The 14811-nt window shown below is 74.2% G+C and carries 13 protein-coding genes; 6 read left to right on the forward strand and 7 right to left on the reverse strand.

Going from position 1 to position 14811, the window contains the following annotated elements; all coding sequences use genetic code 11:
* From ACF07N_RS03425 to ACF07N_RS03445, 5 genes are all read right to left on the reverse strand, one after another.
* Positions 1–1368, reverse strand: a complete 1368-nt coding sequence (locus ACF07N_RS03425) for an alpha-lytic protease prodomain-containing protein (RefSeq protein ID WP_383335792.1) — start codon at positions 1366–1368, stop codon at positions 1–3.
* Positions 1369–1527: 159 nt separating this feature from the next.
* A complete protein-coding gene (locus ACF07N_RS03430) occupies positions 1528–3192 on the reverse strand; it encodes an alkaline phosphatase D family protein (RefSeq protein WP_392107741.1) in 1665 nt (554 codons plus the stop codon).
* A gap of 227 nt (positions 3193–3419) precedes the next feature.
* Positions 3420–4184 (reverse strand): metallophosphoesterase, encoded by a 765-nt coding sequence (locus ACF07N_RS03435; RefSeq protein ID WP_392107744.1) that lies wholly within the window; start codon positions 4182–4184, stop codon positions 3420–3422.
* Complete coding sequence (locus tag ACF07N_RS03440; protein WP_383342328.1) at positions 4181–4465, reverse strand: BON domain-containing protein; 285 nt, start codon at positions 4463–4465, stop codon at positions 4181–4183. The genes ACF07N_RS03435 and ACF07N_RS03440 overlap by 4 nt, the downstream gene beginning before the upstream one ends.
* Positions 4466–4475: 10 nt before the next feature.
* A complete protein-coding gene (locus ACF07N_RS03445) occupies positions 4476–5153 on the reverse strand; it encodes a nucleotidyltransferase family protein (protein WP_383335796.1) in 678 nt (225 codons plus the stop codon).
* Positions 5154–5636: 483 nt separating this feature from the next.
* Here ACF07N_RS03445 and ACF07N_RS03450 point away from each other — a divergent pair, with 483 nt between their 5' ends.
* Positions 5637–6194, forward strand: coding sequence for a hypothetical protein (locus ACF07N_RS03450; protein ID WP_392107748.1), 558 nt, complete (start codon positions 5637–5639; stop codon positions 6192–6194).
* A 15-nt stretch (positions 6195–6209) separates the two neighbouring features.
* Positions 6210–10541: a cation-translocating P-type ATPase gene (locus tag ACF07N_RS03455; protein ID WP_392107751.1), complete on the forward strand. Its 4332-nt coding sequence runs from the start codon at positions 6210–6212 to the stop codon at positions 10539–10541.
* Positions 10542–10637: 96 nt separating this feature from the next.
* Here the strand turns inward: ACF07N_RS03455 and ACF07N_RS03460 are convergent, their stop codons facing one another.
* Entirely contained in the window at positions 10638–11087 is a 450-nt protein-coding gene (locus tag ACF07N_RS03460) for an SRPBCC family protein (RefSeq protein WP_383335454.1), read from the reverse strand.
* A 160-nt stretch (positions 11088–11247) separates the two neighbouring features.
* On the opposite strand from ACF07N_RS03460, the gene ACF07N_RS03465 reads away from it, so the two are divergent.
* The 3 genes from ACF07N_RS03465 (at position 11248) to ACF07N_RS03475 (ending at position 12724) form a co-directional block, all read left to right on the forward strand.
* Entirely contained in the window at positions 11248–11679 is a 432-nt protein-coding gene (locus ACF07N_RS03465) for a phage holin family protein (protein ID WP_383335455.1), read from the forward strand.
* Positions 11676–12107 (forward strand): DUF3618 domain-containing protein, encoded by a 432-nt coding sequence (locus ACF07N_RS03470; RefSeq protein WP_392107754.1) that lies wholly within the window; start codon positions 11676–11678, stop codon positions 12105–12107. The genes ACF07N_RS03465 and ACF07N_RS03470 overlap by 4 nt, the downstream gene beginning before the upstream one ends.
* Before the next feature lie 164 nt (positions 12108–12271).
* Entirely contained in the window at positions 12272–12724 is a 453-nt protein-coding gene (locus tag ACF07N_RS03475; RefSeq protein WP_392107757.1) for a flavodoxin family protein, read from the forward strand.
* 19 nt (positions 12725–12743) lie between these two features.
* On the opposite strand, the gene ACF07N_RS03480 is transcribed toward ACF07N_RS03475, so the two are convergent.
* The gene (locus ACF07N_RS03480; protein WP_392108772.1) at positions 12744–13844 is read right to left on the reverse strand and encodes a YihY/virulence factor BrkB family protein; all 1101 of its coding nucleotides are present in this window, start codon (positions 13842–13844) and stop codon (positions 12744–12746) included.
* A 241-nt stretch (positions 13845–14085) separates the two neighbouring features.
* Between ACF07N_RS03480 and ACF07N_RS03485 the strand changes: the two genes are divergently transcribed.
* A complete protein-coding gene (locus ACF07N_RS03485) occupies positions 14086–14718 on the forward strand; it encodes a GNAT family N-acetyltransferase (RefSeq protein WP_392107760.1) in 633 nt (210 codons plus the stop codon).
* The last annotated feature ends 93 nt before the right edge of the window (positions 14719–14811 follow it).

The raw sequence follows: 14811 nt of genomic DNA on the forward strand, positions 1-14811 counted from the left end.
TCACACCCGGTGCCACAGGGCCGGGGTGCGGGTGGGAGCCCAGGGGCCCTGCGCCTGGTGCGTCTGCAGGCACTGGTAGCGCACCCCCGCGTGGGTCACCGTGGCGCCCGCCTCGTACACCCGGCCCGCGGCCCAGCTCTGCGCCACGTTGCCCTGCGGCTGCGGGGCCTCGGCCTCCGCCGTCTTCAGCGTCAGCCCGAAGTCGCCGAGCAGCGGATTGATCGGCTGGTAGAACGTCGTACCGCCGTTCTTGCAGTCACCGGTGCCGCCCGACGTCACTCCCTGGGCCTGGACGCCCGCGACGTACGGGCCGCCCGAGTCGCCCGGCTCGGCGCACACCGTCGTCTGGGTCAGCCCGTCCACCTTGCCCTCGGCGTAGCTGACGCTGGTGTCGTGCTGCTCGACCTTGCCGCAGTGCCACCCGGTGGTGGAGCCCGAGCGGCAGACGGCGGCTCCCACGAGCGCCTGGACCGAGCCGGTGATCTCCACCTTCTGCTCGCCCTCGCCCTTCACGTTCGGCGTGGCCGTCCACTTGTCGTTGACGGCCACCCAGGACATGTCCTTGGCGGGGAACGTGGATCCCTGGAAGGTGCCCTGCTCGGCCTTGTCGAACCCGGTCGTCTTGGCGCCCTGCTTGCCGCAGTGCCCCGCCGAGGCGAAGCCCTGCTGCTCGCCCTTGGTGACGGAGAAGCCGACGGAGCAGCGCGCCGTGCCCTCGATGTAGTAGGCGTCCCCGCCGGTGACCTCCGCCATCAGGCGCGGCTTGTTCGCCGTCACCTTCACGGCCACGCTCTTGGCGTCCAGCCCCGCCGCCTTGACGAACGCGGCCGCCGCGGCCTTGGTGCCGGCCTCCACCACGACCCGGTTCGCCGGGATGTCGACGTACCACAGCGGCGTCTCGCGTGTGCTGACCTTCGCCGCCGCCGCGTCCAGCTTCTCCTTCGCGGCCCGCAGGTCGCGCAGCGGCTTCTTCACGACGGCCGCCTTGGCGCCCTGGGCCTTGATCGCGGGCACGTCCGCCGCGTCGGTGGTCGCCACCACGAGCTCCTGCGACGTCGTACCGCGCAGCCAGGCCCCCGCGAAGCGGTCGCCGAGGGCGTTGCGCAGCAGCCCCGCCCGGGTGCCCGCCTCCGCCTCGTTGACCAGCCGCCGGGACGCCTGGGCCCGGGTCAGCCCGAGGTCGCGCTGCAGGGCGCGCAGCACCGGAGCCGACGGCCGGTCGGCGCCCAGGGTCTGCGCGGCCGTGGGCAGCGGGCCGGCCGCGGGCGTCGGCTCGGCCGCCGCCGCGGCGGGGAGCCCGGCGGCGGCGAGCGCGCCGAGCGCGGTGAGGGCCGCCCGGCGACCGGTCAGGGCAGTTCTGTGGACCATTCGTTGTGTCTCCTTCGGTCACGCTGTCCGATGCGGGTGCCGATCACGTGAAGCGCCCGCGAGAGGCCTTGCCGGAACGGCCCGGCGTGATGTCACCGGCCGCCCCGGTTCGCGCTTTGGTGCCGGGAAGGGCGCCATGTGCAGTACCGGCACAGGGCGTCAGGCGGACTTCAGCCCGGGCGAGCCCACCTCCGTGACGAAGGACGCGGTCGTCGCGATGGTGCCGCCGGGCTTGGTGATGGCCGAGACGGTCCGGAAGTCGACCTGGGCGTTCTCCTGGCCGAGCTCGACGCGGACGTAACCGCGCCGCCCGTCGAAGTACTTCATGTGCGGGTTGGCCTTCATGTACGTCTCCCAGTCGGACGGCTTCTCGGTGCCGTCGCCGCCGCTGGCGATGGAGGTGCAGGTGAACTCCGTGCCGACCGTCCTGGACGCCGGGTCGTCGAAGTCCTCCTTGATGTCGAAGGCGTAGCCGACGTGGACGTCGCCGGTGAGGACCATCCAGTTCGCGACGCCCGCCGCCTTCGCGCCGGCCATCACCCGGGCCCGGGAGGCGCGGTAGCCGTCCCAGGCGTCCATGGAGACCCGGGCGGGCGCGGTCAGGTCGAACTTGCGCTGGGAGAAGCACACCTGCTGGGGCATCACCTTCCACAGCGCGCCGGAGGCGCGCCAGCCGTCCAGCAGCCAGCGCTCCTGCGCTTCGCCCGTGAGCGTGCGCGCCGGATCGTCCGACTCGGCGCCCGGCGCGTGCGGCCGGTCGTTGTAGGCCTGGTCGGTGCGGTACTGGCGGGTGTCGAGGATGTCGAACTGGGCGAGCGAGCCCCACGCGAGACGGCGGTAGAGCCGGGCGTCCGGACCCTGCGGCAACTGCTCGGCGCGCAGCGGCTGGTTCTCCCAGTAGGCCCGGTAGGCGGCGGCCCGGCGCACCAGGAACTGGTCCTGGGCACCCCCTTTCTCGTCGATGGCGCCCGCGTAGTTGTTCTCCACCTCGTGGTCGTCCCAGGTGACGACGAAGGGGTGCTGGGCGTGGGCCGCCTGCAGGTCGGGGTCCGTCTTGTAGAGCGAGTAGCGCAATCGGTAGTCCGCCAGGGTGGTCGTCTCGCGGTTGAACACGTCGGGCAGTTTGCGGTCGGTGTAGCGGCGGGCCCCGCCCGCGGAGTCCACGGCGTACTCGTAGAGGTAGTCCCCGAGGTGGAAGACGACGTGCACGTCCTCCTCCGCCAGGTGCCGGTACGCGGTGTAGTAGCCGTCCTGGTAGGCCTGGCAGGCGACCGCGGCCAGCCGCATGCCGTCGGTGTTGCTGTCCGCGGCCGGTGCCGTGCGGGTCCGCCCGGTCGGACTGATCCAGGCACCCACGCGGAAGCGGTAGTAGTACTCGCTGTCCGGCGTCAGACCCTTGACGTCGACATGGACGCTGTGCGCGTACTCGGGGTGGGCCGTCGCCACGCCCCGGTGCTCGACGAAGCCGAACCACTCGTCCAGGGCTACTTCCCAGTAGACGACGACCCGTTGCTGCCCCAGACCGCCGTCCTCCGCGAACGGCTGCGGGGCCAGCCGGGTCCACAGCAGCACCGAGTCGGGCAGCGGGTCCCCGGAGGCCACCCCGAGCGTGAACGGGTCGTCGGTGATCCGGGCCGCGTCGAGCTCCGGGGCGGCGGTGGCGCCGCGGGCGGGCCGGTTGGTGGAGAACGCGAGCAGCGCGGCCGCGGCTGTGACGGTCAGGAAGCGACGGCGGGCGACGTGCGGGGCGGCGGAGCGCAGTACGGCGTCGTGCGGGGAGAAGGCATGGTCGGACGGTGGTCTTTGACGGCCCGTCAGCGCCATCTGAGGTCCTCTCGTACGGGGCAGTTGCGCCCCGGGCGGACGCGTGGGGACATCGCCGACGTGCGGAGCGCGGAGCTCGCATGCTAAGCAGACAAAATGCCTGAAACCGGCGCGACGTGCGGGGGGTTCACACCACAGGCGGTACGAGAGGGGCCAACGGCTCCGGGCACGGAAAAAGCCGCCGGCGTCGGCCGGCGGCTGTGGGGGAGGGGAGAGGGGGAGTCGGCCTAATGGGCCGCGTGCGCGACGGCCCCGGAGGCCGCACGGTCACGGACCGGGAGGTGGTAGACGTGGAAGGCGCGACCGATGACCGGCTGGGCGACGTTGCGCACCTTCACGCCCCCGCTCGTCATGCCGTGCTCGGTGCCGGCGTGCGCGTGCCCGTGCACCGCGAGGTCGGCCCCGGCCGTGTCGATCGCCTCGGCCAGCAGGTAGCTGCCGAGGAACGGGTAGATCTCCAGCGGCTCGCCGGCCAGGGTGTCCGCGACGGGGGAGTAGTGGGTCAGCGCGATCCGCGCGTCGCACCCCTCCTCGCCCAGCCGCTCCAGGGACGTACGCAGACCGTCCGCGGACCGGCGCGAGTAGCGGACGAACTCCTTCATCACCGGCTCGCCGAACTCCCCGGCGCAGCGGCCCACGAAACCACCGCCGAAGCCCTTCGTGCCGGCCACGCCGATCCGCGCCCCGCCGGCCTCCACGATGGTGTGCTCCCCCTCCAGGACGTGGGTGCCGGCGTCCCGGAGGATGGCCGACACCTCGTCGGGACGGTCGTCGTGGTGGTCGTGGTTGCCCAGCACGGCCACGACCGGAACACCGAGGTCGTGGACCTCCCGGGCGACCACCCGCATCTCCTCGGGCGTGCCGTGCCGGGTCAGGTCGCCGGCCAGCAGCAGGAGGTCGGCGCACTCGGGCAGGGTCTCGAAGGCCGGGCGGAGCACGCCCTGGCTGTCGGGCCCCAGGTGGATGTCGCCGACGGCTGCGATGCGGATCATGCGAGCTCCTCCGCGTGGTCGGGGCAGGACGCCTCGGTCACCACCAGGTCGCTGTGCACCGGGACCCCGGCCAGCTCCTCGTGGACCGTGCGCAGGATCTCGTCGCGGCAGGGGGCCGAGGGCACGGTGCCGGTGAGCAGCACCACCTGACCGCGGGCCTCGACCCGCACGCCGAGTTCGCCGAGCTCACCCGAGGCGAGGCGGTCCTGCAGATGGGCGATGCGGTAGTCCAGGTTCTCCGCCGGCCCGCCGCCGGCGTCCTGGGAACCGTGGGTGCTCATGGGTGCTCCTTCAGATGACGTTCAGGCGCTCCAGCAGGAAGAAGAAGGCCGCGGGCATGGGCTCGTCCCCGCACTCGCGCCGCACGTGCTCCCAGTCGACCTTCTCGCGCAGGGCCCGGGCGATCGGCAGCGCCGCGCCGAAGTCGCAGTGGTGCTCGGAGAACGCGGCGGTCAGGCTCCACAGCAGGTCGGTCGGGGCCAGCACGGGCATGCGCACCGAGTCCACCGACAGCTCCTCCGCCCGCTCCAGCATGTCCGAGCCGACCGGGCGGTGCGCCAGCTCGAAGATGATGTCCACCGGCTGGCCGAAACACGTCGCCTTGATCAGCCAGTCCTCCGGCGGTGTGTACACCGTCAGTCCCGCGTCGCGCAGTGTGGCCGCCACCGCGTCCGCGTCCTCGGGCCGGATGGCGAAGTCCACGTCGTGCTGGAGGTTCTTCTCGCCGCCGTGCGCGTACGCGGCGACGCTTCCGGCCAGCGCGAAGAGGTGCCCCTTGCGCTTGAGCAGCGCCCCGACCTGCTTGGCCGCCTCCAGGATCGCCTGGTTACGGTCCAGGGGCAGTTCCTGCGGCGGCTCGTCGGCCCGCAGGTCCCGCGGCGGCGCGGGCTCGTCCGGCTCCGGCGCCGTCCTGAGGTCGGGAACCCCCGGCTGCCGCACGAGCGTCGCGTCGTCCCCGTTCTGCGTCATGACCACTCCCATTCACCGGACCGGACCATCCGCTCCCGCGCGGTGTCCGGACCCGAAACGGCCTGCGTGTGTGTCAGCACTGAGTACCCGGCGCGCCCGCGCCGACACGGAAGGCTCCGGCCGTCTCTCGCGGGCGTTCCCCCCACCCGCGGCCGCGCCGCCCCGCCCCCCGGATCCCCCTCCCCGGGTGGCGGGTCCGGCGCCGCATGACGACGCTGGGACCGCACCCCGTGCCGGCCCACCCGTCCGAAGGAGTCCGCGTGCGCACGTCGCCATTGATCATCATCTCCGCCGTGGGCAAGGGCTCCGAGACCCGGACCAAGCGCTGCAGGGGCGGGATCCACGACGGCCGGACCGTCGTGTGACTCCCGGGCGCCACGCCCCGGGTGTATCCGGCAAGCGCCCGCCGCACCGAAGACGGAAGATGGGCAAAGAGGCGGAAAATCGGTTGAAACCGCCGAACAACGTGCTGCGGAGGTCGCCATGAACCAGGAGACACCACGTTCGTCCGATCTTCCCCAGCCGCTGCGGGCCGTCGCCTCGGGCCTGCGGCACCTGCCCGGCGCCGACCAGGTCGGCAAGGTCGCCGGCGGCGCCCTCGACAGGATCGGCGCGGTCTCGCCGCGCGGGCGCCGGATGGCCGTATACGCCGGTGCCGGCGTGCTCGGTGTGGCCGGGGTCGTCGAGTGGCCCGTGGCGCTGACCGGGGCCGCCGTCGCCTGGCTCACCCAGCCACGGCCCGGACAGCGCCCCGACGGCACGCCGGCCGACGGCGGCGCCGCGGCGGGCGGGAGGTCCGCGACCGGGGGCGAGGAAGAGCCGGACACCTCCGAGTACGGCCCCGGTGCCCGTCTCGCCGCGTCGCACTACCGGCACGACCGGCCGGAACAGCACGTGCACGAACAGCCCGCGAAGGTGGGCGACACGGCCACCGCCTCCGCCCTGAAGCACATCGCCGAGGCCACCGCGCACCACGGCGCGCCACCGCACAACGGCGACGGGGCCGCCGGGCACGGACACGACAGCCACCCCACCGGCTGAACCGGGAAGCAGGAGATGCTCACACGCTTCGACGTCGCCCCGCTCGTCGGGGCCGTGGCCGGGGCGGCCGCCGGGGCCGCCCGCGGCACCGCCCAGGGAGTGACGTCCGTCTACGACACCACCCGACGCGTCCGCAACGTCGCGCGCAACGCGCTCACCGGCGGCCGCCACTGGACGGCCGGCCGGCGCGTCCACCTCGCCCTGCGGCACCCGGCCGGGGACACCGGCGCGCTCGCCCGCGAGCTGGCCGGGGAACTCGCCGACCACCCCGACGTGCTGGCCGCCCACTGGGACGAGGGCCTGGCCCGGGTGGTGGTCACCCTGGCCGAGGACGCCGCCACCGACCGCGTCACCGAACGGGCCACCGCGCTCGCCACCCGCCTCGGCCTCGCCGAGGACGCCGACCCGGAGGCCCTGGAGACCGCGCACCCCGGCGACCCCGGCGAGGTGCGCGTCGCCTCCGCGGCGATCCTGATGGACGCCGCCGGAGCGGCCGGCGCCCTGGCCGGCCGCTCCTTGCGCCTGCCCCCCACCTCACGCATCGTCACCGCGACCGTCACCCTGCTGCGCGAGAACCCGCGCTTCCGTGCCGTGCTCCGCCGGCGGCTCGGCGCCTCCGGCATGGAACTCGTCCTCGCCGCCGCCAACGCCGCCGCGCACGGCGTCGGCCAGACCCCGCTGGCGCTCGTCCTCGACGGAGTCCTGCGGGGCACCCAGCTCACCGAAGCCGTGGCCAGGGCCGCGGCCTTCGAGGCACTGCACGACGACGTCTGCCGCCCCGGGCGCCCCAGCCTGCCCTGCCCCACGGACACCCGGCCGCCCCTGAAGGTGACACCCGCCCAGGAGTACGCCTCGCACGCCAGCACCGGAAGCCTCGCCGGCGCCGCCGCCACCCTCCTCGTCACCCACAACGCCGCCGACGCCGCCGAAGCGGTCCTCGCCGGCTCCCCGAAGGCGGCCCGCTACGGACCGGCCGCCTTCAGCGCGACGCTCGGCGCCTTCCTCGCCCACGCCGGCATCCTCATCCGCAGCGGCGAGCGGCTGCGGCAGCTGGAGATCGCCGACGCGCTCGTCCTGCACGCCGACGCCCTGCGCAACGGACCCGTGGCCGACGGCGACCCCGACGGCCCGGACGACGACCCGGTGCACCCCTTCGCCGAGGCCGTCCTCGACGCCGCCCGCCGCGCGGGCCTGCACGTGGTCGTCGCGGGCGGCTCCGACCTGAAGGACATCACCCGGCTCGCCGACGAGGTCGCCCCGAGCGGCAGGCCGTTCGGCGACGTCGTACGGGCCCTGCAGGACGAGGGGCACGTCGTGGTGACCGTCGCCCGGCCGCACGGGAGCGGCGAGGGGCACGTGGTGGCCGGGCTGCCGGCGGGTGACGTCGCCATCGCCCTCACCGACGGCCGCGCGGCCGTCTCCTGGGGCGCCGACGCACTGGTCCCCGGCGGCCTCAAGGACGTCTGGCGGCTGCTCACGGCCATCCCCGCCGCCCGGCGCGTCGGACGGCGCTCCCAGACGCTCGCCCGGGCCGGCGCGGCCCTGTCGGGCCTGCTCGTGGCCCGCGGCGGACAGCCCCCGGGCCGCCGGCTGCTGTGGCCGCTGACCCGGCACGCGCCCGTCAACATCGCCGCCGCCAACGCCCTGCTCACCGGCTGGCTCGAAGCCACCCGGGTGGCCCGGGCCACCCCGCCCCAGCCCCGGCTGCACGTTCCCTGGCACGCCCTGGAACCGCACGAGGCCCGCGACCGGCTGAGCCGGTCCCACCGCGACGAGGAGCCCCGCGGGCTCGCCCTGCTCGCCGACCGCTCACGGCGGCAGGCCGCCCGCGTGGCCCGGCATCCCGCCGCCACCCCGGCCCGCTGGACGTGGCAGGCGGCCGGCGCCGTCCGCCGCGAGCTCGACGACCCGCTCACCCCCGTCCTCGCCACGGGCGCCGTCGCCTCGGCGCTGCTGGGCTCGCTCGTCGACGCCCTGCTGGTCGTCGGCGCGATGGACCTCAACGCCGTCACCGGCGGGCTGCAGCGGATGCGCGCCGAACAGGCCCTCGCACGGCTCGCGGCCCGGCAGCAGCCGAAGGCCCGCAGGCAGGACGGCCGCAAACGCACCGTGACCGTCGACGCCACCCGGCTGCACCCCGGCGACGAGATCACCCTCGGCGCCGGAGACGTCGTGCCCGCCGACGCGCGGCTGCTGGACGCCGACGGCCTGGAGGTCGACGAGTCCGCGCTCACCGGCGAGTCCCTGCCCGTGGGCAAGTCCGTCGAGGCCACCCCGGGCGCCCCGGTGGCCCAGCGCAGCTGCATGGTGTTCGAGGGCACCACCGTCGTGGCGGGACGGGCCACCGCGCTCGTCGTCGACACCGGCGACCGGACCGAGGCCGGCCGCGCCGTCACCCTCGCCGCCCGCACCCCGCCGCCCGCCGGCGTCCAGGCCCGGCTCCAGGAACTGACCCGCAAGGCACTGCCGGTGACCTTCACCGGCGGCGCCGCCGTGACCGGCCTGTCCCTGCTGCGCGGCAGCCCCGTCCGGCGCGCCGTCAGCGGCGGGGTCGCCGTCGCCGTGGCCGCCGTGCCCGAAGGCCTTCCGCTCGTCGCGACCGTCGCGCAGATGGCGGCCGCCCGCCGCCTGTCCCGGCGCGGTGTCCTGGTCCGCACCCCGCGTACCCTGGAGGCGCTCGGCCGCGTCGACACCGTCTGCTTCGACAAGACCGGCACCCTCACCGAGAACAAGCTGCGCCTGGTCCGCGTGGCCACCGCCGACGGCACGGTCCTCGCCACGGACGCCGAACAGGCCACCCCCGTCGTCCGCCTGGCCGCACGCGCCTGTCCCCAGGAGGAGACCGGGCAGGGCCGCCGCATCGCGCACGCCACCGACGAGGCCGTCCTCGACGTCGCCCCGCCCGACGAGGACTGGACCCCGGCCGGCGAACTGCCCTTCGAGACCCGGCGCGGCTACGCCGCCGCGGTCGGCCGCGACGGCGACCCCGGCCTCGGGGACATCCTCGTCGTCAAGGGCGCGCCCGAGACGATCCTGCCCGCCTGCCGGGATCTGCCCGCGCACGCCACCGACACCGCCCACGAACTGGCCGGCAAGGGCCTGCGCGTGCTCGCCGTCGCCCGCCGCCCGTGCCGGGCCGGCGACGCCGAGGCGGAACTCGAAGAGCCCCTCGCCGACCTGGAGTTCAGCGGCCTGATCGCCCTCGCCGACGTGCCCCGCGACACCTCCCACGGCCTGCTCGTGGAGCTGCGCCGCTCGGGCATCGTGCCCGTCATGCTCACCGGCGACCACCCGGAGACGGCCCGCGCGATCGCCCTGCAACTGGGCTGGCCGGAGGAGACCGAGGTGGTCACCGGTGACGAACTGGTGGCCATGGAACGCCGTCAGCGCGTCCGGGTCCTGCATGACGCGGGCGTGATCGCCCGGGTGGCGCCCGAGCAGAAGCTGCACGTCGTCGAGGCCCTGCAGCAGGCGGGCCGGGTGGTGGCGATGGCGGGCGACGGCGCCAACGACGCCGCGGCCATCCGCGCCGCCGACGTCGGAGTGGGGGTGGAGTCCCGCGGCTCCGCCGCCGCCCGCAACGCCGCCGACCTGGTGCTCACCACCGGGGACCTGTCCGTCCTGGTCGACGCCGTCGTCGAGGGCCGGGCCCTGTGGCGCAGCGTCGCCGACGCCGTCAGCATCCTCATCGGCGGCAACGCCGGCGAGGTCGGCTTCAGCGTCCTCGGCACCCTCCTCGCCGGCGCCTCCCCCCTGTCGACCCGTCAGCTGCTACTGGTCAACCTGCTGACCGACATGTTCCCGGCCATGGCCGTCGCGGTGACCCCCAGCGACGATCCCTCGACCGCGCAGCACGCCGCGACCGGGCCGATGGGCCTGAACGTGCTCGGCGCGCCCCTGCTGCGCTCCATCCGCCGCCGCGGCATCACCACCTGCCTCGGGGCGGTCACGGCGTACCTCATCGGCCGGCTGACGCCCGGCACCGAGCGCCGGTCCACGACCATGGCCCTGTGCGGTGTGGTCGGTGCGCAGCTCGTGCAGACCCTGTCCGGGCGGCGGCACAGCCCGCTGGTGTGGGGCACCGCGCTCGGCTCGGCCGCCGTGCTCGCCGCGCTCGTCCAGACGCCCGGCGTCAGCCACTTCTTCGGCTGCACCCCGCTCGGACCCGTCGCCTGGGCCGGCGTGGCCCTCGCCATCGCCCTGTCGGCGCTGGCGCCGCGCCTGGAACGCCTCCCGGCCGTCCACGCGCTCTACGACGGCGCGGCGCGGCTCGCCCTGCGCCTGAACGACCTGCTCCGGCAGGGGCGGCAGGTGCTGCAGAGCGGCATCGCCGGTCCGGTGGCCTGACCGGTGGCGCGAAGCGGACGGGCGATGCGGCGAACACACGAGGCGGCGGCCGCCCCGGGAAGGGGCGGCCGCCGCCTCGTGCGGGGACCGGACGGCTCACACCTCGCCGCGCCAGGCCCCCGTCTCCGCACCGCGGGACTCCATGAACTCCTTGAAGCGCCGCAGATCACCGGAGACCTGCCGCTTGACGAAGCCGAGCTTGTCGCCCACGGTCTCGGCCAGACCGCTGGGGTCGAAGTCCATCTGCAGCATGACCTTGGTCGTGTCGTCCTTGATGCGGTGGAACGTCACCACACCGGCCTGCTTGGCCTCGCCGTCGACGGTGGTCCAGGCGACCCGCTCGTCCGGGATCTGCTCGGTGATCTCGGCGTCGAACTCCCGCTCCTGGCCGCCGACCTTCGTCACCCAGTGCGTCAGGGTGTCGGTGCGCTGCTCGATGCGCTCCACGCCGTCCATGAACTGCGGGAACGTCTCGAACTGCGTCCACTGGTTGTAGGCGGTGTGGACCGGCACGCGGACCTCGATGGATTCCTCTACCTGCGACAAGGCGGTACCTCCCTTTCTCGTACGAAGAGCAACCGTCGAGTACCGGATTCCGCGCCGGTCACTCCTCGTCGACAAGACGTGTCCGATCAGGTGTCCTTTCCGCCGTGTCGGGGGTACCCGGTGCGGGACAACAGACCGGGAGGTGAACGCCATGGCCCACATGGACAGCACGGCAGACGCCGCCACGCGCTCGACCAAGCCGACGGCCGGGGACGAGCCCGTGAGCGAGCTGGTGCAGCGTGCCACCACACAGCTCACCGAGCTGGTGCGGGGCGAAATGCGCCTGGCACAGGCGGAGATGACCGAGAAGGGCAAACGCTTCGGAAAGGGCGGCGGCCTCTTCGGCGGGGCCGGCGTGCTGGGCTTCGTCACCCTGCAGGCGCTGGTGGCCACGGTGATCGCCGCCCTGGCGGTACCGCTGCCGGTGTGGGCGGCGGCCCTCATCGTCACGGCCGTGCTCGCCGTCGCCACCGGTGTGACGGCACTGGCAGGCCGCAAGCAGGTCCGCCAGGCAGGTTCGCCCGCCCCCGAGCAGACCATCGACAGCGTCAAGGCCGACGTGGCCGAGATCAAGGAGAGTGCACAGCGATGACCCAGCCCCCGCACGACGAGCCGACCGCCCGCAGCCCCGAGGAGCTGCGTGAGCAGGTCGAGCGCACCCGGCACGAACTGGGCGACACCGTCCAGGAGCTGGCCGGCCGCGCCGACGTGAAGACGCGCGCCCGGGAGAAGGCCGTGGCGGTCAAGGAGCAGGCCGGGCAGAAGGCGCAGGCCTGGAGCGGGCAGGCGAAGGCCAAGGTGTCGGGCGTCGCCCACGCGGTGGAGGAGAAGCTGCCCGAGCCGGTGAAGCAGAAGGGTGCCGCCGCCGCTCAGGGCGCGAAGGAGAAGGCCGCACAGGCGGAGCAGGTCTGGCAGGACAAGGCCCCGCAGCAGGTGCGCGACCACCGTACGGCCCTGCTGGCGGGCGCCGGTGCCCTGGTCGTCGCCTTCCTGCTGATTCGCCGCCGCCGGAACGGCTGACCGGCGACGGAGCGGCCCCGGCCCCCGTCACCTGCGCGCAGGTGACGGGGGCCGCGGCATGCGGAGGGCGGGAGCTGCCGCATGCGGATCGCGCGAGCCGCCGCACGGGGAGGGCGGGAGCCGCGGCTTGCGGTGGCGGGGGCCGCGCGGCAAGGTCGGGAGGTGTGGCCACCTTGCTGATCGTCCATCACACGCCCTCGCCGCACTGCCAGGCGATGCTCGAAGCCGTCGTCTCCGGGGCGACGGACCCCGAGATCGAGGGGGTCAGGGTCGTCCGCGTGCCCGCGCTGTCCGCGACGGCCTCCGACGTCCTGGCCGCCGACGGCTACCTGCTGGGCACGCCCGCGAACCTCGGCTACATCTCCGGCGCCCTGAAGCACTTCTTCGACCAGGTCTACTACCCGTGCCTGGACGCCACGCGCGGACGCCCCTTCGGCTACTGGGTGCACGGCGGCAACGACGTCACCGGAGCGGTGCGCGCCGTCGAGTCGATCACGACGGGCCTCGGCTGGCGCCGTGCCGCCGAGGCCGTGACCGTGACCGGCGAGCCGGACAAGGCCGACACCGAGCGCTGCTGGGAGCTGGGCGCGACGGTCGCCGCCGGGCTCATGGACTGAGCGGGCCCGAGCGGCCCGTTCAGGTCTCGTCCAGCCGTCGCCGGTCCTGCTCGTCCCAGGTGCGGGTGTCGCGCGGCTGGGTGTACGGCTCCGCCTCCGGCGGATGGCCGCCGGCGATCGCGCGCTGCCGGACCGTCTCGGCGTCGAACTCCAGGCCCAGCAGGATCGCCAGATTGGTGATCCACAGCCAGATCAGGAAGACGATGACACCGGCCATCGTGCCGTAGGTCTTGTTGTAGGAGGCGAAGTTGGCCACGTAGATCGCGAAGCCGGCGGACGCGATCAGCCAGATGACCAGGGCCAGCAGACTGCCCGGGGTGATCCAGCGGAAGCCCTTCACCTTGGCGTTCGGGGTCGCCCAGTACAGGATCGCGATCATGATCGTCACCAGGACGACCAGGACGGGCCACTTCGCGATCGACCACACCGTCAGCGCGGTGTCGCCGATGCCGAGGGCGGTGCCGGCCTGCCGCGCCAGTCCGCCGGTGAAGACCACGATCAGCGCGCTGATCACGGCCAGCACCATCAGCACGACCGTCACGCCCAGCCGCACCGGCAGCAGCTTCCACACCGGCCGGCCCTCGGGCATGTCGTAGACGGCGTTGGCGGAGCGGATGAACGCCGCCACGTAACCGGAGGCCGACCAGAGCGCGAGGACGATACCGATGATCGCCATCAGCGAGCCGATGCCCGCGTTGCCCTGCAACTGCTCCACGGCCCGGGTGATGATGTCACGCGCCGAGCCGGGGGCGAGCTGCTGGATGTTGTCGATCACCTTGTCCGTGGTCGACCTGCCGGTCAGGCCCAGCAGTGACACCAGCACCAGCAGCGCCGGGAACAGGGCCAGCACCCCGTAGTAGGTCAGGGCGGCGGCGCGGTCCGTCAGCTCGTCGTCCTTGAACTCGCGCAGACTGCCCTTGAACACCGCGCCCCAGGAGGTCCGCGGCAGCTCGCGGGGCGAGTCCGGTGCCGCGCGCTCCACGCCGGGGCCCGGTCCCGGCTCCCGCGCGGTGGGGGAGGACGGCTCCCGGCGCTCCGCTCCGGGCCCCGGGCCTCGGTCCTCCTGAGGCGGGACGTCGCCCTCTTGATGCCCTTTTCGTCCGGGTATGTGCAGCTTCACCATGGGGGCCGGGTAACCCCGGACCGCGCCCTTAAGCAGCGCCGACCGGGCGATTCGCCGGACGATCCGGCCCGTCGGGACTGACGGGCGTTCCCCTTGGGACGGTGGGACGGCGACCCACCCCCTAGGTACGGCGGCCCGCCCGGCCGGTGCCGGTGCAAGGGGCCCCGGCGCCCTACGGCGGCGCGTCTTCGCCGGAACCCGGTTGAGGGAGCGCTCCCACGGCGTGCAGGATGCCGCCATGACCACGTCTTCGCTCGTCCGGCCCTACCGTCCCGAGGACCGTCCCGCCCTGGACGACATCTGCGTCCGTACCGCCCACAACGGCGAGGACAGCCGCCCCCACTACACGGACCCCGACGTCTTCCCGGCGGCCTTCGCGGCCCCCTACGTCCACCTGGAGCCGGAGCTGGCCTTCGTGCTGGACGACGGGCGGGGGCAGGCCGTCGGCTACATCCTCGGCACCGCCGACACCGCACGCTTCGCCGAGGCCTTCCGCCGCACGTGGCTGCCCCTGGTCGCCCCGCGCCACCCCGCGCCGCAGGGGCCGCCGCGCACCCCGGACGAGGTGATCGCGCACCTGCTGCACCACCCGGAGCGCATGGTGCTGCCCGAACTGGCCGCCTATCCCGCGCACCTGCACATCGACCTGCTGCCCGCCTGGCAGGGCCGCGGCCACGGACGCCGGCTGATGCGGACCTTCCTCGCCGCGCTGCAGGACAGGGGCGTACCGGCCGTGCACCTGGCCATGGCCACGGCCAACACGCGGGCCCGGGCCTTCTACGACCGCATGGGGTTCCACGAACTGCACGTTCCCGAGCCCGGGTCGGCCACCTTCCTGGGGCGCTCGACCAAGGAGCTCGACCGGCTCTGACGACCCGCGCCCCTGACCTGCGCTTCCCCGCCGGCGTGTGTGTCCGGCGGGGCCAGGGTGTTTCGCGGGCTCATGAGAGTTCCCGGAAAATTC

This window comes from Streptomyces sp. NPDC015242 (genome assembly GCF_043079125.1).
GTDB lineage: Bacteria > Actinomycetota > Actinomycetes > Streptomycetales > Streptomycetaceae > Streptomyces.

What these genes read in the sequence shown, in the direction of transcription:
- ACF07N_RS03425 (WP_383335792.1), bottom strand. Translation starts at nt 1,368, where the DNA reads ATGGTCCACAGAACTGCCCTGACCGGTCGCCGGGCGGCCCTCACCGCG.
- ACF07N_RS03430 (WP_392107741.1), bottom strand. Translation starts at nt 3,192, where the DNA reads ATGGCGCTGACGGGCCGTCAAAGACCACCGTCCGACCATGCCTTCTCC.
- ACF07N_RS03435 (WP_392107744.1), bottom strand. Translation starts at nt 4,184, where the DNA reads ATGATCCGCATCGCAGCCGTCGGCGACATCCACCTGGGGCCCGACAGC.
- ACF07N_RS03440 (WP_383342328.1), bottom strand. Translation starts at nt 4,465, where the DNA reads ATGAGCACCCACGGTTCCCAGGACGCCGGCGGCGGGCCGGCGGAGAAC.
- ACF07N_RS03445 (WP_383335796.1), bottom strand. Translation starts at nt 5,153, where the DNA reads ATGACGCAGAACGGGGACGACGCGACGCTCGTGCGGCAGCCGGGGGTT.
- ACF07N_RS03450 (WP_392107748.1), top strand. Translation starts at nt 5,637, where the DNA reads ATGAACCAGGAGACACCACGTTCGTCCGATCTTCCCCAGCCGCTGCGG.
- ACF07N_RS03455 (WP_392107751.1), top strand. Translation starts at nt 6,210, where the DNA reads ATGCTCACACGCTTCGACGTCGCCCCGCTCGTCGGGGCCGTGGCCGGG.
- ACF07N_RS03465 (WP_383335455.1), top strand. Translation starts at nt 11,248, where the DNA reads ATGGACAGCACGGCAGACGCCGCCACGCGCTCGACCAAGCCGACGGCC.
- ACF07N_RS03470 (WP_392107754.1), top strand. Translation starts at nt 11,676, where the DNA reads ATGACCCAGCCCCCGCACGACGAGCCGACCGCCCGCAGCCCCGAGGAG.
- ACF07N_RS03485 (WP_392107760.1), top strand. Translation starts at nt 14,086, where the DNA reads ATGACCACGTCTTCGCTCGTCCGGCCCTACCGTCCCGAGGACCGTCCC.